We start from the raw sequence: 22,091 nt of genomic DNA, 5'->3' as shown, positions 1-22,091 counted from the left end.
CATCGCATTTTACGCAACAATGTTGTTTCATCTCAAAGTTCATTATTATTTTTCGGTTCTTATTAACAAGTCAGCTACCTACATCTTTATAAAGATAGCTTGTCCTTAATTTACAAATACGTTTCAATCATCACTATTAGACTGTTCATCCAATTGGTTATGGCTAATACTTAGCCGAGGGTAGTACACCACTGATTAAAGTTTTACTTTATCTGATGAAAGTTCCATATCATCTTTCCATTATAGCAGTGTCGTTTCAGCTAGGAAAGATACACTTCATTAAGAATGAGTGCAAATAAAAAAAGGCAGGAGGATTCTCCTGCTTTATATATATATATTCTTTTATATTGCTATGATTTTTATATTAATTTTGTCATATCGATAATGACACGTCCGTTAATCTCCCCTTCTTCCATATAAACATCTCTTCGTTATCATTACAAAAGTTCTTACAAGCACATATTAATATACTTGAGCAAGAAATAACGCTAACAAATGGGGAATTTTACAAATAATAAATGCAAATAAAAAAACCTTAGAAGAAAAATCTTCTAAGGTTTTGATTAATTAGTTAATGTTGTTTTTTGCAACTGTTGCTAATTCAGCGAAAGCTTTTTCGTCATGAACAGCTAAGTCAGCAAGCATCTTGCGGTTAACTTCGATGCCAGCATTTTTAAGACCGTGCATTAAGCGGCTGTAAGAAAGACCATTCATACGAGCTGCTGCGTTGATACGTGTGATCCATAATTTACGGAAGTCACGTTTCTTTTGACGACGGTCACGGAATGCATACATTAGAGATTTCATAACCTGTTGGTTAGCAACCTTGAATAATGTATTTTTAGAACCGTAATAACCTTTTGCTAATTTTATTACTTTTTTACGACGTTGACGAGTAACTGTACCACCTTTTACTCTTGGCATAATATTACCTCCTAATTGTTCTATATATCAGCCGAACTTATTTTAAGTTGTCAAGCATTTGACGAATGCGTTTGAAGTCACCAGCGCTTACTACACCAGCTTTACGTAGTTTACGTTTAGCTTTTGTAGATTTGTTAGCGAATAAATGGCTTGTGTAAGCGTGAGAACGTTTCAGTTTACCTGATCCAGTCTTTTTGAAACGCTTTGCAGCGCCGCGATGAGTTTTTTGTTTAGGCATAGGTATTTCCTCCTCTATCTATTACTTATCGTTTTTCGGTGCTAAAACTAAGAACATACTACGTCCTTCCATTTTAGGCTTAGATTCGATTGTACTAACTTCAGCACAAGCTTCTGAGAAGCGATCTAAAACACGTTGACCGATTTCTTTATGAGTAATGGCACGTCCTTTAAAGCGAATTGACGCTTTAACCTTGTCGCCTTTCTCTAAAAACTTGATAGCATTACGAAGTTTTGTGTTAAAGTCGTGTTCATCAATTGTTGGACTTAAACGAACTTCTTTCATGCTAATTACTTTTTGATTTTTGCGCTGTTCTTTTTCTTTCTTCTGTTGCTCAAAGCGGAATTTACCGTAGTCCATAATGCGGCATACTGGCGGTTTCGCATTTGGAGCAACTAATACTAAATCAAGATTAAGATTTGCAGCTAAGTCTAAAGCGTCATTACGAGACTTGATTCCAAGTTGATCGCCATTTGCGCCAACTAAGCGTACTTCACGTGCACGAATTTGCTCGTTAATCATCATATCCTTGCTAATAGTAAGCCACCTCCAAGGTTTTATCAGAACATATTTTGTAGTCATAGAACCCGACAAAAAAAGTGCGGGCATACGACACCCACACTTGTAAAATCTTAAGTAAGAAATACATTTACCTGCTAACTGCGAATGCGTCCATCAGGTGAGAAGCGGGTGCTTCTACTTGTTCCACAAAACAATATTCTATTATCCTTGATGAGTTTATCATAGGACATGACGTCTGTCAAGAAGACGCGATGTGTTTTACTAACAACAAGAAATATTGTAACAAACAACTAGCATACTTGCAATACTTTTTTATGATAAGTGTTACTTGGTTATTTTTTCTAATTTTTCTTACTTATATTACATAGAAAAGCCGCGGTATACCGCGGCTTTGTCTTAGCGTTTTCCTTCTACTTTAATCATGTCAACAAAAGCATCTAATGCGATTGTTTCTGATTTTTGTTCACCATATTTACGTACATTTACGCCATTTTCAGTTACTTCATTGTCACCTACTACAAGCATGTACGGAATTTTTTGCATTTGCGCTTCACGGATTTTGTAACCGATTTTCTCTTCACGAGTATCTAATTCAACACGGATGCCAGCGCGTCGTAATTCATCTTGTACTTGCTTCGCGTAGTCTAAATGTACTTGCGGAGAAACTGGAATTACTTGTACTTGAACTGGAGCTAACCAAGTTGGGAATGCACCTTTGTATTCTTCAATTAAGAAGGCAACAAAGCGTTCCATAGTTGATACAACACCACGGTGAATTACAACTGGACGATGTTGTTTACCATCTTCACCAACGTAAGCTAATTCAAAGCGTTCTGGAAGTAAGAAGTCTAATTGTACAGTTGAAAGTGTTTCGTCTTTTCCAAGAGCAGTACGAACTTGAACATCAAGTTTTGGACCGTAGAATGCCGCTTCACCTTCAGCTTCGTAGTAATCAAGACCCATTTCGTCCATCGCTTCTTTTAACATACCTTGCGCTTTTTCCCACATCTCGTCATCAGCATAATATTTTTTAGTATCTGCTGGATCACGATAAGATAAACGGAATGAGTAGTTCTCTAAACCGAAATCTTTGTACACTTCTAGAGTTAAGTTCACAACACGTTTTAACTCTTCTTTAATTTGATCCGGACGAACGAAAATATGTGCATCGTTTAAAGTCATTCCGCGTACACGTTGTAATCCAGATAACGCACCTGACATTTCATAGCGGTGCATTGTTCCAAGTTCCGCAATACGGATTGGTAGTTCACGGTAGCTGTGAATATCGTTTTTATAAACCATCATGTGGTGAGGGCAGTTCATTGGACGAAGAACTAATTCTTCATTATCCATTTCCATTGATGGGAACATGCCATCACGGTAGTGGTTCCAGTGACCAGAAGTTTCATAAAGCTCTCTGCTTCCTAGTACTGGAGTGTATACGTGATCATAGCCTAAGCTTGCTTCTTTATCAACGATGTAACGCTCGATAATACGGCGAATTGTTGCGCCTTTTGGTAACCAAAGTGGTAAACCTTGTCCTACTTTTTGGCTATTAGTAAATAGTTTTAATTCTTTACCTAATTTACGGTGATCGCGCTCTTTCGCTTCTTCAAGCATACGTAAGTGCTCATCTAATTCTGCTTTCTTAACGAATGCAGTACCGTAAATACGTTGTAACATTTTATTATTGCTATCACCGCGCCAGTAAGCACCAGCAACGCTTAATAATTTAAACACTTTAATTTTCCCTGTAGATGGAAGGTGAACACCACGGCAAAGGTCGAAAAATTCGCCTTGCTCATAGATTGAAATAACTGCATCTTCTGGAAGATCGTTAATTAAATCTAATTTTAACTCATCGCCGATTTCTTCAAAGCGACGAAGTGCTTCTGCACGTGGTATTTCATGACGAACGATTTCTAAGTTCTCGTTCACGATTTTTTGCATTTCTTTTTCGATTTTCTTGAAGTCTTCAACTGTAATTGCTTCTTCCATATCGATATCGTAGTAGAAGCCATTTTCGATTACTGGACCAATACCAAGTTCAAGCTTAACATCTTTATATAAACGTTTTAATGCTTGGGCTAAAAGGTGGGCTGTTGAATGGCGTAAAATGTATAAGCCATCTTCAGAATCTAATGTAATAATAGAAACTGCACCATCTTCTTCGATTGGTGTAACAAGATCAATCATCTCATCGTTTAATTTTCCAGCCACAGCTTTTTTCTTTAAGCCTGGGCTAATAGAAGCTGCGATTTCTTCAGTTGTTACGCCTTTTGGAAACTCCTTCACAGCTCCATCAGGGAAAGTAATTTTAACTACATCTGCCATCACTGGTCACTCCTCTTTTTTTTCAAAATAAAAAACACTCATCCCGTAAAAAGGGACGAGTGTTGAATTCGTGGTTCCACCCTTGTTCCAATTAACATTATTGTTAATTGCTCAAGTTCAACATAACGGTGTTGTCCGTTAGCAATTACTAGAAAAATCGTTCACTGCTAAAGTTTAGAGGTGGTAAGTAATAATCCCGTACTAGGAAGCTCACACCCTAAGGCTTCCCTCTCTGAAAATCGTAGAAAACTACTCATGTCCTCATCATGACATTTCAATATATTTCATTTATGTAGGTAATTATATGCTCAAAAACTTAGAAAATCAAGGGCGTTACCTTTATTTTTTATTTTTTTCACATTGCGCTCAAACTCATGCAATCCATGTAATTGTAGCCGTTCTTGAAATACATTTCGCAAAGTAATAATCATATTATGGTCTTGTTCTTTCGTATATAAATAAATTTTTTTCGGCGAAATAGAAAGAAGTGGTGCAATTACTTTCGTATCAATATATACATCCTTTTGCTTTAACAAATCCTCATCTATATATTGGACCAATTTCTCTTGTTTTAAACGTCTACCTTTATCATCATAGAAAATAAAACTTTCGTCAAAAATAAGATGTATACAGGACAAACGTGACTTCCGACTGCTAACTTGTTGCCGGAGCATCTCGATGAACATTTGATATTCTTGTTCCATCTTATACTCATCAATCGCCACTTCCGCAAGCCTAGCTACCATCTCCCTATATGTACGAAGACGAAAACGAACATATGATGAAAATGAGAATGAGAGCGGATCACAAACCCAATTGTTTAAAGAAGACTTTATATACGATTCAAATGTATGACGTGTTAATTCACGAGTAACCCCTTTTCTTCTTCCCTTTAAAATCTCTTGTGCCATATGCAATATTTGATGGCATTCTTCTTGTTCTTCATAAAAAAACTTTTCTTTTAAAATTGTATAAATCCACTCATTTTGTTTCACATTCACAATGAAATACACCATTACTGGCAATAAAATCTTTTCAATATAATTCGATTCACGTACTGGTATGTGAATCACAACTTTCTGTTCCTGTAAGTACACACTCGTTTCCTTATATAACATTTCCGCTCTTTTCAGTAGTTGTCTATATACGTGCATAGCATCATTTTTTTCTTCGAAGCAAATTTCAATCACTTTTGTCCCCCCTTTTATCCCTGCTCTAAAGGATTGTATCTATACGTTACAAATCCTATAAGAGTCCGTCCTGTGGAAGTTCACTCTTAGTAGAATTACATTTCCTATCGTTAGAAAATCCACTCGATATGGCTTGCTAATTTTATATATATTAAGGGAGGGAGAAAAAAATGATACAAGCTACTATGAATTTTCAATTAGAACTGTCCATTTTACAATTCGACTACTCTGAAAAAATATCCGAAACGAAAAAAAGAGCAAGCTTCTCAGCTTGCTCTTTACTTATGACGACGATTCTTCCCACCAATCGAAATTGGTTTCGCTAAATATTTAATTCGTTCCATAATACGGGCTGCCTTCATTTCTTCTGCTTCACCGCGCTGTGTATACGTTAAATGGTGTTCCAACTCCTTGAAATCAAAGTTGGACGTAAAGAACGTCGGCAAGTTTTCTAGCATACGGAATTGTAAGATTGCACCGAGCACATCGTCACGTACAAAGCTTGACATCGCTTCTGCTCCAATATCATCTAACATTAACACTTGTACGCGTTTTACTGCATCGATCTTTTCCCCAATCGAATTATTTTGAATCGAACTTTTAATTTCGCGTAAAAATTCAGGGAAGTATACAAGCATCGAACTTATTTTCTTTCGGGCAAGCTCATTCGCAATTGCTCCTAACAAATATGTTTTCCCTACACCAAATTTACCGTACAAATATAAACCTTGCACTTTTTCACCTGGTTTATATGCGCTTAAAAATTCATTCGCTGCCCCAATTGCATCAATACGTGCATCTAAATCGGACGGATCTAAGTTTTCCATCGTTGCCTGTAAAATATCAGTTGGCATATATACACTTTGAACAAGTTTTTCATATTTCTTTCTCTCATCATATGCTACTTTTCTAATGCAACGATCATATTGAATATCAATCATCTTACCTTGGATAACAAGCTTTGGCTCATATCCTTGCAGCATATTTTTACACGACCCTAGATCCGGACAATCCGCACACCCTACACTTTGTCCAATATATTCATATAACTTCACAAGACTGCGCTCAATCATCGAAGTCGTTACTTCACCTTTATGTTCGTCTATAAATTCTTTCACACGCGGGTGTGCCATCACTTCTGCTTTTAATACTTCATATCTATTTTTAAAATTTTTATTCTCCATTAATTTTGCAAATGAATTTTGAATATGCTCCATTTTCTCACCTCAAAGAGCGTTCATTCTCTTCTATTAATCACGCTTATATTTTTTCAACACTTCTTCTAGTCGTTTTCGTTCATCTTCTAACGTACTTGCACCTTTTTCTGAACTTACATCTTTCTTAACAGGTTCTTTTGCTTGTTCGTTAGGCTCTTCTTTCAGCCAATCTGGTACCATTTCTTTTCGCACTGTTTTCTTCGCGGTACGACCTTTTTTCTTCGTCTCAGCCCACTCTTGGTATTGACGATTTTCTTCTTTTGCTAGCGCCATCGCTTCGCCTACTGTACTGACCTTTTTTCGTGCCCAATGCCCAGCGATCTTCTCAACATACGTTTTCGCAAGTTTCATATCTGAGCGTAGCATAACGTAATAAATAAGGACATTTACAACCCCTGGCGTTAACTTTTGTTTTATCATTACATCCTCAACAATTTGTAAGTCCGCTTTCGTTGCCTCTGCACCGCCCGAAATTTCTTTCAATAGTTGTTTGGGTGATATTTCCTCTAATTGCTTTATTAGCATCTCTTCTTGCGATGAAGGCTCTTTCTCTTTCATCGTACGTGCAGCATGCGGCTGTACTCTTTCACTTAATACAGGTAATGCTTGACCATTTTCAAATTGGTACCAATCGCGGGCTCCTTTTCTAAGCCTTTCGATATCAATTGTTTGCATCTCTGTCACCGCACCAAGAACGATATTTTGCATCGATAACACATCTACACCGTACACATAAGCGAGTGTGATGACACATTCTCGCACTTGATCTGTAATCGCCTTTTTAGGAACAAGAGCGGACAACCCATCTACAAATAAGGAGAAATCAAAGAAATCATTCCAAACTTTCGGAGCGTCTCCCTTCTCATTACTTGGCATAGTTGTCGTTTTTGGAATACGAAGGTCTTCTTGCGCATGCTCAAGCTGTCCTGGATTAAACGAGCCAAACACCTCATTGAAAGAGCGCGTCACATTTTCATAAGAAGCAAAATCAAATTCTTCTTCTAAGAAATATTGCTTTACTTGATTATATTTTGTCCGACTCAATCGATTGTATAAAAAGATACTTAAAACAATATCATCAAAAAACTGCTTTGGAGATAAAGGCGGTTGCAACTCGTATATAAACATTCGAATATCTTTTTCTTTCTTAATATATACCTTTAAAAGCCCAATTGCCTCTAACTTTACTCGTTCCTCATATATTTCGGGAAGTTGCATTTGCATAATCACCATAAGGGAATGATGTGTATTCTCTTTTCCAAATACACGATCTTGCTCTAACTCCCCCCATAGCGTCATGTATAAGCTAAAAGCTCTACTACCTATTAACGGCTGATACAACATCGTTAACACTTTTCGGTCGTAATTATGTAGTAGTCCTTTCGCACTTACTTTATAACGATCAATTGGCAATAGCTCCATCCATGACTGTTTTTCCATTCTTGCTTTTCCTTTCTCTCATCCAATCTATCCTCTACTTCATTCGTTCTATCTTCATTATATATTTTATTAGTGAAAAAGAGCTATTAGCTTACGCTTCTAGCTCTCTTATCTCATTACTTACAGTATGTAAAGAGAATGGAATACAGCTTCTATTCTCTTTCTTTTTGCAGTATATCTTTCAATTCTTCAATAAATACATTTAAATCTTTAAATTGACGATATACAGAAGCAAAACGTACGTAAGCAACATCATCGATATCACGGAGCTCTTCCATAACAATTTCACCAATCATATCACTTTTCACTTCTGAAATACCTAAATTACGAAGTTCACGTTCCACACTTTGTGTTACTTCCTCTAATTGTCTTAAAGATACTGGTCTTTTTTCACATGCTTTAATTAAACCGCGTAAAATCTTTTCTTTATTAAACTCTTCTCGTGTGCCTTCTTTTTTAACAACGATAAGAGGTGACTCTTCTACTCTTTCAAATGTCGTAAAGCGGCTTAAACAGCTTTCACACTCTCTCCTTCTTCGAATAGAGCGCCCTTCGTCTACCGGACGCGAATCTAACACTCTTGTGCCATTATGAGAACAGGATGGACAACGCAATTCATTCACTCCTTTACACTATACTCTTTATTTTTCTCTACTCAATTCACCTGAAAATATATATATACAATATTATATAACTCATTCTAACGCTCTTACCACTTTAAGTTTAAACGCATTATTTTATCCCGCTATTTGCGGGCAGTAAGACTCCCAGCTCAAAATTCGGTTGCAGCAAAGAACTTAAGTGAGAGATGCCCCCCACTAATTAAAGTTTCACTTTATCATCTCGTTTTCAAAAATAAGATGGTAGATGAAGCGCTAGCTTATTTGTAAGAGTTCAATTTATCCAACTAACGAGTACGTTACGTTTTTCCTTTTTTATAAACTAAAAAAGAGGTGCATTATACACCTCTTTACATTTTAAATCAATTATGTTCTTTTTTAAAGAGCTTTTGTTTCTCTCTGCTTAATTTCGAAGCTACCAGTGCCTCGAGGAAGCTCGATGCTCTCACGCGTTTTCGCGTTTAAACCTTCTGCAATATATTCTGCAGCAACATTTGGATCAATACGATCCCCACAAGTATAAACATCAATACTTGCGTAACCGTGCTCCGGAAAGCTATGAATTGTTAAATGTGATTCCGAGATAATTACTACTCCACTTACACCTTGTGGTGCAAATTTATGAAAAGCAACCTCACGTACTTCAGCACCAGCTCTTAGTGCTGCATCCACAAATAATTGTTCAATATACGGCATGTCATTAAGCTTGTCGAAATCGCAATCCCAAAGTTCAGCGATTACGTGACGACCCATCGTATCCATAGTATCCATTCTACAGTTCCCCCTTGTAAATTTATTCTAACTGTTCGAATTGAAAACTAATTTGCAATTTGGCTTGCTCCACTACCACGGGGGAAAGTTAGTCCAGAGAGGTCCTAACCCTTTAAGTAGTGACTACGTACCTCAGCTCTTAAGTTTACGAGTGTTAGTATACTTTGTTTATTTTCATTTTGCAACAACAGTTTTTTCGAATTTCTGTCATATTTTCCTCTTTACTTTTCCCTAAAAAAAATAAATGATTCACAAATACAGTAATTACAACGTTTTTGGTATGTCCACTATTTGAAAATATACCCATATAATTTTTTTCTTTTCAGAAAAAAATAAAAAAAAGAGGGCAAATATTTACTCGCCCTCCCCCTATTTCACTTAAATATGTTGTACATTTTCTTGTTTTGCTAATTCATCTACAACTAACGTTACAAGATCTACAACACGACGAGAGTAACCCCACTCGTTATCGTACCAAGCAAGTACTTTCACTTTACGATCACCCATTACCATTGTAGATAAACCATCAATAATAGCTGAGTGTGTATTTGTATTAAAGTCGATAGACACTAAAGGCTCTTCGCTAAATTCTACGATTCCTTTTAACGCACCGTTTGCAACAGTTTTGAACGCTTCATTAATAGCTTCAACTGTTACATCACGTTTTACATCTACTACTAAGTCAACAAGAGACACGTTTGGTGTTGGTACACGAAGTGCCATACCATGAAGTTTTCCATTTAAATGCGGAAGAACTTTTGCAAGCGCTTTCGCAGCACCCGTCGTTGTCGGAATGATTGACTGTCCGCAAGCACGCGCTCTTCTTAAATCTTTATGTGGGTTATCAATATTTTTTTGGTCATTTGTATAAGCGTGAACAGTTGTCATTAAACCGTTTTCAATTCCGAACTGCTCATCTAACACCTTCACAACAGGTGCTAAACAGTTTGTTGTACAAGATGCATTTGAAATAACGGTATGTTTTGTAATATCTAATTGGTCTTCGTTCACACCAACTACAATTGTTACATCTTCATTTTTACCAGGCGCTGTTAAAATAACTTTTTTCGCTCCAGCTTCAACGTGAAGAATTGCTTTTTCTTTTGAATTAAATTTACCAGTTGCTTCAATTACAACTTCAACACCTAGATCTTTCCAAGGCAATTCCTTTGGATCACGGTTGTTTAAAAGGCGAATCATTTTCCCATCTACTAATAAGTGATCTTCAAATGCTTCCACTGTTCCGGCAAACTTACCGTGTACTGTATCATATTTAATTAAATGTGCTAACGTTTCGGACGGATAGCTTGCATTGATTGCTACAATTTCGAATGCGCTTTCTTTTATTGCTTGACGAAACACCATTCTCCCAATACGTCCAAATCCATTAATTGCCACACGAGTCATAATATGTTATCCCCCTTGAATGCGTTATACTATTTATCTCTAATCCCAATAATAGTATAACACAAAAAGGAGAGATGTCACTAAGCATTTTCATTAATTTCACAATTTTTTAATCAATAATGTTCCACTTCTTTAAAATTACCTGTAATTGTGTTTTCGTTTCCATAATTGTGCCATCATTATTTATCACTTCATCTGCATTCTTCACTTTTTCTTCTAACGGCATTTGAGATTGAATACGCACCGTTGCTTCTTCTTCTGAAAAGTTATTTCGTTTCATTAAACGGTCTAATTGCGTACTCGGCGTAACTGCTACAACTAAAATGCGATCAACGAGACTTGTTAATTTACTTTCAAATAAAAGAGGAATATCTAACACAACCGCTTGCACACCTTCTTTTATGTACATTTCCTTTTGCATATTCATTTCCTCACGTACTGCCGGATGAACAATTTCATTTAACTGCAATCGTTTTTCTTCATTATGGAAAACGACACTTCCTAATTTCGGTCGATCCAGTTCTCCATCTTTTTGTAACACTTCCGTTCCAAATACTTCTACAATTTTGTTATATGCTGGTTTTCCTCGTTCTACAACTTCTCTTGCGATAATATCTGCATCAATAACTGGTATACTTAGCTCGCGAAACATTTGAGACACTGTACTTTTTCCACTTGCAATGCCTCCCGTTAATCCAATTACTACTGTCATAATAATCCCCCTCACAATATAAAAGGCGCGAAACTAATGTTCCACGCCCGTACTTACATTTTCCAAATTCCAATAATAATGAGTAATACTCCAGGCAGGAATGTAAATTTTTGTAACCATTTCATATTGGATAAAACCGTTCCAAGTTTCATTCCAATAAATAAAAACAAAGAACTCATCACTGCAACTAATACCGCCATCATCGCAGGTGCATATCCTAATAAAGATGCACCAATTCCAGCACCAAACGAATCTATAGAAAGAGCTATACCAAGAAGTAGCGCTTCTCCTGCAGAAATGGTGCCCGATTTATCAAAATCTGCAACTGTCGGTTTCCGTAAAATTTGAATCACTAGTCCTAGTGAAGCGATCTCTAATTTCCAAACCTTCTCTTCTTGCTTCGGTTCTTCTTTTTTATCACTCCGAAAAAATTGGTATAATACCCAAATCCCGATTCCAATAAGAACAAGCCCACCGATACGCGTTGCAATAACAGGTGAAAAAATTTTCGCGATCATATGTCCAATTCCCATTGAAACAAGCATAACAGCCGCTGAACAGATTCCGATAATTATAATTGATCTTAGTGGAATTCTTACACTTCTTAAACCATACGTTAGCCCTACACTACAGCTATCTAAGCTTAATGTAAAAGCCAATAAAATAAGAGATAAATAAAGGTACATCGGTAAGCTCCTCCCTTATACATAGCTCTGCTGTATGTATATGACAAATGCCTATCCGATGTTATCTCTTTTCTATATTCTAGGCTGACAAATTGGGCAGTAATGTGTTCCTCTTCCACCAACAACTGTTTTTTCTAAAATCGTACCGCAAGTCACACATGGTTCTCCCTTTTTTCCATATACATTTAGAAGTTCTTGGAATGAACCAATTTGCCCTTGCGAATTGATATACGTTCTAATTGTACTTCCGCCACGCTTCACTGCTTCGCCTAGTGTTGTAACGGTAGCCTCATAAATCCGCTCAATTTCTTCTATTGTTAAAGACGAAGCTTCTCGTTCCGGATGAATTTGAGAACGGAATAAAACTTCATCTACATATATATTTCCAAGCCCTACTAAAAGACGCTGGTCTAATAATACGACTTTTATTTTGCGATTTGTCTTTTGCAATCTCTCTTGCAAATACTTCGGTGTCAATTCAGCATCAAATGGCTCCGGTCCTAAATCAGCAAGAGGCATTTGATTCAATTCTTCACCTTTCTTAAAGAGATGCATCGTACCAAACTTTCTCACATCTTTATAATGTAATTCAGTTCCATCTGTAAATAAGAAACGGACATGCGTATGTTTATCAATCGGCTCACCCTCTTGATGCAGTAAAAACTTACCTTCCATACGCAAATGTGACACAATGACATAATTCGTTACATATAAAAGCAAAAATTTTCCTCTTCGCTTTATATTTTCAATTGTCTCGCCTCTTAGCATTTCTTTAAAGATTTCTGCATCATCTGGGCGCTTTACTATTTTGGGATAAGTAACGATGACATCTTCAATCGTTTTTCCTGTCACAAGATTTTCAAGCGTCCGTCTAACATTTTCAACCTCTGGTAATTCAGGCATTTCATCACGTCCTTATTTTGCGTCGTACCAAGTTGGACCGTAAGAATAATCAACTTTCAGCGGAACAGCTAGTTCAATTGCATGTTCCATCACTTCAGGTACAAGCTTCTCTAATTTTTCAATTTCTTCTTTTGGTGCTTCAAAGATTAATTCATCGTGCACTTGCAGAAGAAGGCGCGCTTGTAATCCTTCTTCTTCTAGACGATCCGCCATAATAATCATTGCTTTTTTAATAATATCAGCTGCACTACCTTGAATTGGTGTATTCATAGCTGTACGCTCAGCAAAGCTACGTAAATTGAAATTACGACTCGTAATTTCTGGGATATAACGGCGACGATTTAATAATGTAGCCACATATCCTTTTTGTTTCGCATCTTTTACGATGTCATCCATGTATTCTTGTACACCAGGGAAACTTTCTAAGTACTTTTCAATAAATTCCGCTGCTGCTTTTCTTGTAATTCCTAAGTTTTGCGAAAGACCATAATCACTAATACCATACACAATTCCGAAGTTAACTGCTTTTGCTTGTCGTCTCATATTCGAAGTTACTTCATCTTTTTCAACGCCAAATACATCCATAGCTGTTTTCGTATGAATATCCATGTCATGTTGGAACGCTTCCACTAACCCTTTATCATTTGCAATATGAGCTAATACACGAAGTTCGATTTGTGAATAATCGGCCGCGTACATAATCCATCCTTCTACTGATGGAACAAATGCCTGACGAATCTTCCTTCCTTCTTCCAATCGAATCGGGATATTTTGTAAATTTGGATCTGTTGAACTTAATCGGCCTGTTTGCGTTAACACTTGATTAAAACGAGTATGGATTTTAGATGAATCTTCATGTACAACTTTCAGTAAACCTTCAATGTAAGTTGAATTTAGTTTCCCTAATTGACGATAATGTAAAATCTTTGGAATAATTTCATGGTGATCCATCAGTTTATCTAGTACATCAGCTGACGTAGAATAACCTGTTTTCGTCTTTTTAATAACTGGTAAGTTTAAGTTTTCAAACAGGATAACCCCAAGCTGCTTCGGTGAATTAATATTAAATTCCGTTCCCGCAAGCTCATAAATTTCCTGTTCCATTTCCTTTAATCTACCTGCAAGGTCTTCTCCCATATTACGAAGACGCTCCGTATCAACTTTGACACCTTTTACTTCCATGTCAGCTAATACACGTGCAAGTGGTAATTCTAACTCTGTGAATAGCTCATATTGCTCATTCTTTTCTAATTCTTCTACGAACGTTTGCTTTACATCATATAATACATGCACTTTACGAGCTACATGCTCCGCTACTACACCTAACTCTGGAACAGCACGCTTCGCACCTTTTCCGTAAACTTCTTCATCTGATTTCACAGCATGTGTTTCTTTCATTTTCGCTACAGTACGGAAATCTTTGTCTGTATCAGCTGGATCAAGTAAATAAGCAGCAATTAATAGATCAAAGTCAATCCCTTGAATATCTATCTCATTCCATTTAAGTGCAACGATAGCACGCTTCGCATCAAATGTATGCTTTCTCATTTCTCCATTTGCAAGCCATGTTTTGAATGCATCTGATTTAAGAGCTGTTTCTGCCGAAATGAAATAACAACCATTTTCATTTTGAATACCAAAACCTTGAATATCCGCTTTATGATAGTTATCTTCTTGTACTTCAACAATAAGCGCACTATCTTGCTGAAGCATTTCTTCTGTAACTTCTTCCACAATATCAAATGTAATATCATCTAATTCCGCTGGAGCTGTTTCCTCTGGCGTAACACCTAACTTATTTAAAAGAGATGTAAATCCTAAATTCTCAAACATCGGAATGACATCACTTGGTTCATATCCTTTATATTCCATATCATCTACATGCACAGTAATTGGTGCATCTGTAATAATAGTCGCCAAATCTTTACTCATAAGAGCTTGTTCTTTATTTGCTTCTAGCTTTTCTTTTAATTTCTTCCCGCTTACTTGATCTAAATTTTCATATACCGCTTCTACCGTTTCAAACTGCGTTAATAATTTAATGGCAGTCTTTTCACCAACTCCTGGTACACCTGGAATGTTATCTGACTGATCTCCCATTAAACCTTTCATATCGATAATTTGTTTTGGCGATAAGCTGTATTTCTCAAATAAAGCTTCTGTCGTATATTCATCTACTTCTGTAATCCCTTTTCGAGGAATGCATACAAGCGTGTTATCAGAAACAAGTTGAAGTAAATCTTTATCTCCTGAAATAACTTTTACACTCGCCCCTTGCTCACTCGCTTCTTTCGCTAACGTTCCCATAATGTCATCCGCTTCGTAATTTTCCAGCTCATAACGCGGTACGTTGAATGCATCAAGCATCTCACGAATAAACGGGAATTGCTCTGATAATTCAGGTGGAGTCTTTTGACGTCCTCCTTTATACTCGCTATACGTTTTATGACGGAATGTTGTTTTTCCTGCATCAAATGCTACTAACATATGCGTCGGCTTTTCTTCCTCTAATATTCTCATTAACATCATTGTAAAACCGTAAATTGCGTTCGTATGTATACCTTTGTCGTTATTTAAAAGCGGTAGTGCAAAGAAAGCACGATACGCGATATTATTACCATCTACTAATACGACTTTTTTTTCCAAACTACAAACCTCCCCATACAAATTTGAAACGATTTTTCCATAGAAAAAAACCGTTTCTTTCCTCTCTCTATATTAACATGACTAATAGAGAGAAGAAAAATAACGGTTATTTTCTTTCATATATACAAACGTTTATTAACATAAAAGGGAAGTGACGAGAACAGCATAACTATTCTCGTCCAAAATTACTCCTTGGATGAAGGGGTTTTCATCTATTATATTAACAGAGCTTTATTAATATTTAATTAAGCCAATGTTAATATATTGTAAATATCCTTCATCCTATTTATCAGTTGCTGATTTTGGTAAAACAACTGTAAATGTCGTCCCTTCTCCAACTTCACTATCCACCGTAATTGTACCATGATGTGCCTCAACTAAATGCTTTACAATCGATAATCCAAGACCTGTACCACCAGTATTTCTACTTCTAGCTTTATCCACTCGGTAAAAGCGTTCAAAAATACGCGGAATTTCCTCTTTACTAATACCAATTCCAGTATCAGATACTTTTATATAAGCATTATATTTATCTTCTGCTAATTCAACAGAAACAACGCCTCCGGCAGGTGTATATACGATTGCATTATTAATTAAATTAATAAAGATTTGTTTCAAACGACTTGGATCTCCGATGACAGAAACACGCTTTAATACATTCACTTGTAAAAAGATTTCTTTTTCGCCAGCTTTATTATCAAGCACCATTTGAATATCTTCAAGAATCCCCTTCATATCAACCGTACCCATATTTAATTTAAATCCTTGCTGCTCAATTTTTGACAAATCTAATAAATCTTCAATTAAGCCTTGCATGCGCTCACTTTCTTTTAAAATAATATGCAAGAAATGTTCGCAGAATTTTTTATTATCCATCGCTCCGTCCAAGAGTGTTTCTGAAAAACCTTTAATAGAAGTAATCGGTGTCTTCAACTCATGAGAAACATTCGCTAAAAAGTCTTTTCTCATTTGTTCTAATCTCTTCAGCTCAGTAATGTCATGGAATACGAGAACAATTCCTTTCCACTCATGGTTTGTCCCAATAATTGGAGCTCCGTATACTTCAAAATGCTTTCGCTCAATACCAAGTGGCAACAACATTTGTTTACGCACTTTCACTTCTGTCATAAAGATTTCTTCTACAAGCTCAATAATTTCCGTATGATGAAACGACTCATAGTATAAACGGTCTAAATATTCTTCGTCTGTTACGTGGAAAGTCTCCTTATAAGAACGGTTTACAAGGTTTATATAGCCACGGCTATCAATTAGAATCATTCCACTTCCCATATTTTCAATTAATGTGTGCAGGCGGTCTTGTTGCATTTCTTGTTCAAGTGTCATCTCTTGTAAGTTACGCGCTAAAATATTAATTGCTTTACTCAACATCCCTGTTTCATCCGAATGACTTTCGTATGCACGCGCTTTATAATTACCCTTCGCTAATTCGATTGCAACTTTCGTAACTGATTCAATTGGCCTAATGTATTGCCCTGTAATTTTGACACCTAAGAATACAACTACAAGACAAGCAATGACGAATCCAATAATTAATAATCCCCACGTTTTCTGGTGAACGTCCCTCAAAGTATCAACTGTACTTTTCACCAAAATATATCCTTGTTTCCCTTCTACATCCTGAACGAATACAACATGATAAAACTCATTCTTTTGGTCCGTTTCTTTCGTAATGACTTTATTTTTTTGTTTTGCTGCTTCCGAAGAAAGCTCTTTAATCGTCTCTTGACTAAAGGCAGATTGTTGTCCTTTACTGTATTGAACTTTCTTTTTTTCATCTATAAATAGGATAGAAGCCGGTATTTTTTCTTCTAGCTTTTCAAATATATACGGATTTTTTAAAACATCATCAAACCCTTGTTCTTCTGCTAATACAGCAACATACCCTGTCTCTTTTGCCATTCTCTCTTTAGCATGATCGATATAGTAGTTTTCAAACACAGTTTCTAACAATAAACCTAGTCCAACTAAAATAAAAACAATAAGAGAAACAAATGTAAAAAGAAGCCTGGAACGAAATTTATTCATCCCCTTTTGGCTCCTCTAATTTATATCCTAAACCACGTATCGTTTTAATGTACGTCGGTTTTTTCGTATTTTGTTCAATTTTATCGCGCAAATGGCTAATATGAACATCAACAATTCGTGTATCACCAGCAAAATCATAATTCCATACAGCACTTAATAATTGATCACGCGTCAACACGCGACTTTTATTTTTCGCAAGATACACAAGTAGTTCAAATTCTTTTGGTGTTAATTCAAGCTTTCTTCCTTGGAAATAAGCCTCATAAAACTCCGGTAAAATTTTAAGTTCTGCAATTGTGATGCTATCTTCATCTGGTGCTTCTGCAACTTGTTCTTCTTGTTGTAACTTCGTACGGCGCAAAATCGCCTTCACACGAGCAACAACTTCCCTTGGGCTAAACGGCTTCGTCATATAATCATCCGCCCCAAGTTCAAGACCGAGCACCTTATCAAATTCATCATCTTTTGCCGTTAACATTAAAATCGGTGTCATGACACGTTGCAATCGTAATTCTTTACAAACTTCCATACCATCCATTTTCGGAAGCATTAAATCTAATATAATTAAATCTGGACGTTCTGTTGTCGCTTTTTGAAGCGCCATTTCTCCATCCATCGCTGTTATAACTTCAAAACCAGCTTGTTGTAAATTAAATTCAATTAAAGTTAAGATAAACTCCTCATCATCAACTACCAAAATACGATTGTTCATTCTTTTCCTCCAAGTTATAGACTTGAAACCTTCTTCATCCTAGTATTTTCCCCGTTATTCTCATCATACTAGAAAACAAGGTCCCCCTCAATATAATTGTCTATTCATGGAGCTCGTTTGTACTACTGTTTCGTAAATAGAAGCATTCATAAATTCATTCCTTCTACCACCGTTACCCAGACTTTATAGATGACTCTATCTTTTTCAAAGTGTTTTTCCGTATGAACTATCCACTCCCTCTCCTGCGCTAAGAAAAAAGAAAGAACATACGCTATCTTATAGTCTAGCGTTTCATATCCATCAAATACTCTTCCATACATTTCATTCGCGATCGAATCGGCCCACACTTCAGCTTCTCTCATCGTTTCAAAGATTATGTCTTCTCTTTTCCATTTCACCTTAAAAAATCACTCCTTCAATTAACTTCAACTATTACATTATGCGATAGTTTATATTATTGATTCTAATATATAAATATTAACAATGTGCGACTAGTACTACCAATTCTCTCTTTAGTAGTAACATGTATTCTTTCAACGCCCCTAGCTGGGATACTATTAAAACAAGCTGTTCAGATTTCGCTGCAGGGTTCAAACAAGGATTCTTCAACTAAAAATAGCGCTAGCTCCCTTATTAAAGGTATGCTAGCGCTATTCGCATTTTCATGTTTTAAAAATTATCTAATGCTTTTTCCATAATAGAAACAGATTTATAAGGTGGTGTTACTGTTAATGAGCCTTTCACAACAGTATCTCCTTTTTCATCATGAGCAGATACAAGCATATCAATTGTATGTTCCTCCTCTGAAACAGCCACAACTTCAAAGTGGATTTGTAACGTCTCATAATGGTGAACATGCTTCACGAATGTAAGGTCCTTCCTAGTAATATGGCTACCTGGACCTGGTAAATATTTCGTAACTGCCGTTGTAATGAGCCCTGTTAGCATAATACTCGGTACAATCGGCTTTTCGTACGGAGTTTGGGATGCGTAATCATGCTGAATATATAATGGATTGGCATCATTCGTTAACCCTAAGTACAATAACAAATCTTTATCCTCAATTTTTTCAGTGATAGATAATTTCTCTCCTACTGTAATTTCATCCATTTTACGACCAATTTGAACTTTTTTCTTTAACATGTTACAACCCCCTCCGATTTTTTCACCTTATTATCCTACTAAAAGCGATACCTTCTCCGAAATTTACTATGATGAGGGCAATGTATAGTATAAATCTATAGTTTCATTATAGGATACTACAAATGATAGCGTTTTCATATTATTTCAAAAAAACAATTCGGTAAATAGTAGAAAAAGATTCGGGGCCCCGAATCTTTTTCACTTATATTAAATCGTTAAACAAGAACTTTCATAACGTTACGTACAGATTCTACAGAACGATCTAACGCTTCTCTCTCATCTGCAAGAAGTTCTAATTCAATAATTTTTTCAATTCCGTTACCACCTAGAATTACTGGTACCCCTAAGTAAAGGTCACTATAACCATATTCACCTTCAAGGTACGCAATAGCCGGTAATACACGGCGTTGATCTTTTAAGATTGCTTCTGTCATTTCAACTAAAGAAGCAGCTGGTGCGTAATATGCACTACCGTTTCCTAATAAGCCTACAATTTCGCCGCCACCTTTACGTGTACGTTCTACAATTGCCTCTAAACGCTCTTTTGGAATTAACGTTTCTAACGGAATGCCACCTGCATAGGAATAGCGTACAAGAGGTACCATATCGTCACCGTGTCCACCAAGAACAAATCCTGTAATGTCTTTCACAGAAAGGTTTAATTCTTGTGCAATAAATGTACGGAAACGAGCTGTATCTAATACGCCCGATTGACCGATAACACGCTCTTTCGGGAATCCTGCTTCTTTAAATACAGAATATGTCATTGCATCAACTGGATTTGTTAATACAACAATGATTGCATTTGGTGAATGTTTTGCAATGTCGCGCGTAATACTTTTCATAATTTTAGAGTTTGTTGCTACTAAGTCATCACGGCTCATACCAGGCTTACGCGCAATACCTGCTGTAATAACGACAACGTCAGAATCAGCAGTATCTGCGTAATCTGATGTACCAATAATGTTAGCATCAAAACCTTGTACTGGGCTCGCTTCTAACATATCTAACGCTTTCCCTTTTGTTGGATTTTCCAGCTGTGGAATGTCCACTAATACAACATCTGCAAGTTCTTTTTGTGCTAATAAGAATGCTGTTGTTGCTCCTGTAAATCCTGCACCGATGACTGAAACTTTCTTGCGTTTGATTGTCATAATTTACCCCCCGCTTTAATTATGCGTTTTTGATTATCGCTACATCCATGTTTTTAATAAGCTCATTAGCAAATTCTGAACATTTTACTTCTGTTGCGCCTTCCATTAGACGAGCGAAGTCGTATGTTACTACTTTTGAAGCAATTGTTTTCTCAACTGAAGCAGTTACTAATTTCGCAGCTTCGTTCCATCCTAAGTGCTCTAATAATAATACACCTGAAAGAAGAACAGAAGATGGATTTACTTTATCTAAACCTGCATATTTTGGAGCTGTACCATGTGTAGCTTCAAAGATAGCATGTCCAGTAACATAGTTAATGTTTGCACCAGGTGCAATACCAATTCCACCTACTTGTGCAGCAAGTGCATCAGAGATGTAATCTCCATTTAAGTTCATTGTTGCAACAACATCGAACTCACGTGGACGAGTTAAAATTTGTTGTAAGAAGATGTCTGCAATAGAATCTTTTACGATGATTTTCCCAGCAGATTCTGCATCTGCCATCGCTTTATTCGCTGCATCTTTTCCATCTTTTTCAACGATACGATCATATTCAGCCCAAGTAAATACTTTATCGCCGAATTCTTGTTCAGCTACTTCGTAACCCCAGTTTTTGAAAGCACCTTCTGTAAATTTCATAATGTTTCCTTTATGAACTAATGTAACAGAAGAGCGTTTTTCGTTAATTGCATATTGAATTGCAGCACGAACAAGACGCTTTGTCCCTTCTTCTGAAATTGGCTTAATACCAATACCAGATGTTTCTGGGAAACGGATTTTATTAACACCCATTGCTTCTTTTAAGAAAGCAAGAACTTTTTCTGCTTCTGGAGATCCTTGTGCATATTCAATTCCAGCATAAATGTCTTCTGTATTTTCACGGAAAATAACCATATCAGTATCTTCCGGACGTTTTACAGGTGAAGGAACACCTTCAAAATAACGAACTGGACGTAGACATACATATAAATCTAATTCTTGACGAAGCGCTACGTTTAGAGAACGAATACCACCGCCAACTGGAGTTGTAAGTGGGCCTTTAATTGCGATTAAATATTCGCGAATTAAATTTAAAGTCTCTTCCGGTAACCACTCGCCTGTTTGGTTGAATGCTTTTTCCCCTGCAAGCACTTCTTTCCAAACGATTTTCTTCTCACCATCATATGCTTTCTCAACTGCTGCTTCTAGTACGCGAGATGCTGCAGCCCAAATATCAGGACCAATTCCATCTCCTTCGATAAATGGAATAATCGGATTGTTTGGTACATTCATAACACCATTAGTTACAGTAATTTTTTCACCTGTCGTCAATGTGATAACCCCCATGTTTGAAATTTCATATGTATGAAACTGAGGGAGTAACCCCTCAGTTCAAACCGTTAGTCAAATTAAAATATTCTAATCATTACATCTTCCCTAAAAAAT

General features: G+C 36.5%; 20 protein-coding genes and 2 other annotated features. All 20 genes read right to left on the bottom strand.

Annotated features, from left to right (window positions below):
- Nucleotides 1-567: 567 nt before the first annotated feature.
- The 20 genes from rplT to icd all read right to left on the bottom strand — a co-directional run bounded on the left by rplT (nucleotide 568) and on the right by icd (nucleotide 21,977).
- Nucleotides 568-924 (bottom strand): 50S ribosomal protein L20, encoded by a 357-nt coding sequence (rplT, locus tag COC96_RS12650; RefSeq protein ID WP_001138362.1) that lies wholly within the window; start codon nucleotides 922-924, stop codon nucleotides 568-570.
- Nucleotides 925-961: 37 nt separating this feature from the next.
- The gene (rpmI, locus tag COC96_RS12645) at nucleotides 962-1,162 is read right to left on the bottom strand and encodes a 50S ribosomal protein L35 (RefSeq protein ID WP_001125945.1); all 201 of its coding nucleotides are present in this window, start codon (nucleotides 1,160-1,162) and stop codon (nucleotides 962-964) included.
- Between the two features lie 21 nt (nucleotides 1,163-1,183).
- The gene (gene infC / locus COC96_RS12640) at nucleotides 1,184-1,687 is read right to left on the bottom strand and encodes a translation initiation factor IF-3 (protein ID WP_000973214.1); all 504 of its coding nucleotides are present in this window, start codon (nucleotides 1,685-1,687) and stop codon (nucleotides 1,184-1,186) included.
- Nucleotides 1,688-1,749: 62 nt separating this feature from the next.
- Nucleotides 1,750-1,870 (bottom strand) — a sequence feature (ribosomal protein L20 leader region).
- Between the two features lie 210 nt (nucleotides 1,871-2,080).
- A complete protein-coding gene (gene thrS / locus COC96_RS12635) occupies nucleotides 2,081-4,018 on the bottom strand; it encodes a threonine--tRNA ligase (RefSeq protein ID WP_098268824.1) in 1,938 nt (645 codons plus the stop codon).
- Nucleotides 4,019-4,066: 48 nt separating this feature from the next.
- Nucleotides 4,067-4,295 (bottom strand) — a binding site (T-box leader).
- Between the two features lie 31 nt (nucleotides 4,296-4,326).
- Nucleotides 4,327-5,208 (bottom strand): putative sporulation protein YtxC, encoded by an 882-nt coding sequence (ytxC, locus tag COC96_RS12630; RefSeq protein ID WP_098268825.1) that lies wholly within the window; start codon nucleotides 5,206-5,208, stop codon nucleotides 4,327-4,329.
- A gap of 278 nt (nucleotides 5,209-5,486) precedes the next feature.
- Nucleotides 5,487-6,425 carry a primosomal protein DnaI gene (gene dnaI / locus COC96_RS12625; protein ID WP_098268826.1) on the bottom strand — a complete coding sequence of 313 codons (939 nt, stop codon included), beginning with the start codon at nucleotides 6,423-6,425 and terminating at the stop codon, nucleotides 5,487-5,489.
- A gap of 33 nt (nucleotides 6,426-6,458) precedes the next feature.
- A complete protein-coding gene (locus tag COC96_RS12620) occupies nucleotides 6,459-7,865 on the bottom strand; it encodes a replication initiation and membrane attachment family protein (protein ID WP_098768884.1) in 1,407 nt (468 codons plus the stop codon).
- A gap of 152 nt (nucleotides 7,866-8,017) precedes the next feature.
- Nucleotides 8,018-8,479, bottom strand: a complete 462-nt coding sequence (gene nrdR, locus COC96_RS12615; protein ID WP_001203687.1) for a transcriptional regulator NrdR — start codon at nucleotides 8,477-8,479, stop codon at nucleotides 8,018-8,020.
- Between the two features lie 384 nt (nucleotides 8,480-8,863).
- The gene (speD, locus tag COC96_RS12610; RefSeq protein ID WP_002003660.1) at nucleotides 8,864-9,247 is read right to left on the bottom strand and encodes an adenosylmethionine decarboxylase; all 384 of its coding nucleotides are present in this window, start codon (nucleotides 9,245-9,247) and stop codon (nucleotides 8,864-8,866) included.
- Between the two features lie 387 nt (nucleotides 9,248-9,634).
- Nucleotides 9,635-10,663 carry a glyceraldehyde-3-phosphate dehydrogenase gene (locus tag COC96_RS12600; RefSeq protein ID WP_000198961.1) on the bottom strand — a complete coding sequence of 343 codons (1,029 nt, stop codon included), beginning with the start codon at nucleotides 10,661-10,663 and terminating at the stop codon, nucleotides 9,635-9,637.
- Nucleotides 10,664-10,772: 109 nt separating this feature from the next.
- Entirely contained in the window at nucleotides 10,773-11,375 is a 603-nt protein-coding gene (coaE, locus tag COC96_RS12595) for a dephospho-CoA kinase (RefSeq protein ID WP_098268828.1), read from the bottom strand.
- Between the two features lie 53 nt (nucleotides 11,376-11,428).
- On the bottom strand, nucleotides 11,429-12,061 hold the full coding sequence (gene ytaF / locus COC96_RS12590) for a sporulation membrane protein YtaF (RefSeq protein WP_098268829.1): 633 nt from the start codon (nucleotides 12,059-12,061) through the stop codon (nucleotides 11,429-11,431).
- Between the two features lie 72 nt (nucleotides 12,062-12,133).
- On the bottom strand, nucleotides 12,134-12,964 hold the full coding sequence (gene mutM, locus COC96_RS12585; RefSeq protein WP_098768883.1) for a DNA-formamidopyrimidine glycosylase: 831 nt from the start codon (nucleotides 12,962-12,964) through the stop codon (nucleotides 12,134-12,136).
- A 12-nt stretch (nucleotides 12,965-12,976) separates the two neighbouring features.
- Complete coding sequence (gene polA / locus COC96_RS12580; protein ID WP_098268831.1) at nucleotides 12,977-15,610, bottom strand: DNA polymerase I; 2,634 nt, start codon at nucleotides 15,608-15,610, stop codon at nucleotides 12,977-12,979.
- A 282-nt stretch (nucleotides 15,611-15,892) separates the two neighbouring features.
- Nucleotides 15,893-17,656, bottom strand: coding sequence for a sensory box histidine kinase PhoR (gene phoR, locus COC96_RS12575; protein WP_098268832.1), 1,764 nt, complete (start codon nucleotides 17,654-17,656; stop codon nucleotides 15,893-15,895).
- Nucleotides 17,649-18,368, bottom strand: a complete 720-nt coding sequence (gene phoP / locus COC96_RS12570; protein ID WP_098268833.1) for a two-component system response regulator PhoP — start codon at nucleotides 18,366-18,368, stop codon at nucleotides 17,649-17,651. The genes phoR and phoP overlap by 8 nt, the downstream gene beginning before the upstream one ends.
- A gap of 146 nt (nucleotides 18,369-18,514) precedes the next feature.
- Nucleotides 18,515-18,766 (bottom strand): hypothetical protein, encoded by a 252-nt coding sequence (locus COC96_RS12565; RefSeq protein ID WP_098268834.1) that lies wholly within the window; start codon nucleotides 18,764-18,766, stop codon nucleotides 18,515-18,517.
- Nucleotides 18,767-19,037: 271 nt separating this feature from the next.
- The gene (locus COC96_RS12555) at nucleotides 19,038-19,511 is read right to left on the bottom strand and encodes a MaoC/PaaZ C-terminal domain-containing protein (RefSeq protein ID WP_098268835.1); all 474 of its coding nucleotides are present in this window, start codon (nucleotides 19,509-19,511) and stop codon (nucleotides 19,038-19,040) included.
- A gap of 215 nt (nucleotides 19,512-19,726) precedes the next feature.
- Entirely contained in the window at nucleotides 19,727-20,665 is a 939-nt protein-coding gene (gene mdh, locus COC96_RS12550; RefSeq protein ID WP_000153234.1) for a malate dehydrogenase, read from the bottom strand.
- 19 nt (nucleotides 20,666-20,684) lie between these two features.
- Nucleotides 20,685-21,977: an NADP-dependent isocitrate dehydrogenase gene (gene icd, locus COC96_RS12545; RefSeq protein ID WP_141436524.1), complete on the bottom strand. Its 1,293-nt coding sequence runs from the start codon at nucleotides 21,975-21,977 to the stop codon at nucleotides 20,685-20,687.
- Nucleotides 21,978-22,091 lie beyond the last annotated feature (114 nt).

The sequence above is a fragment of the Bacillus cereus genome, assembly GCF_002577405.1.
GTDB classification, from domain to species: Bacteria; Bacillota; Bacilli; order Bacillales; family Bacillaceae_G; genus Bacillus_A; species Bacillus_A cereus_AU.
Note: the sequence above shows the minus strand (reverse complement) of the source record. Positions and strands in the feature narration are given on the sequence as shown.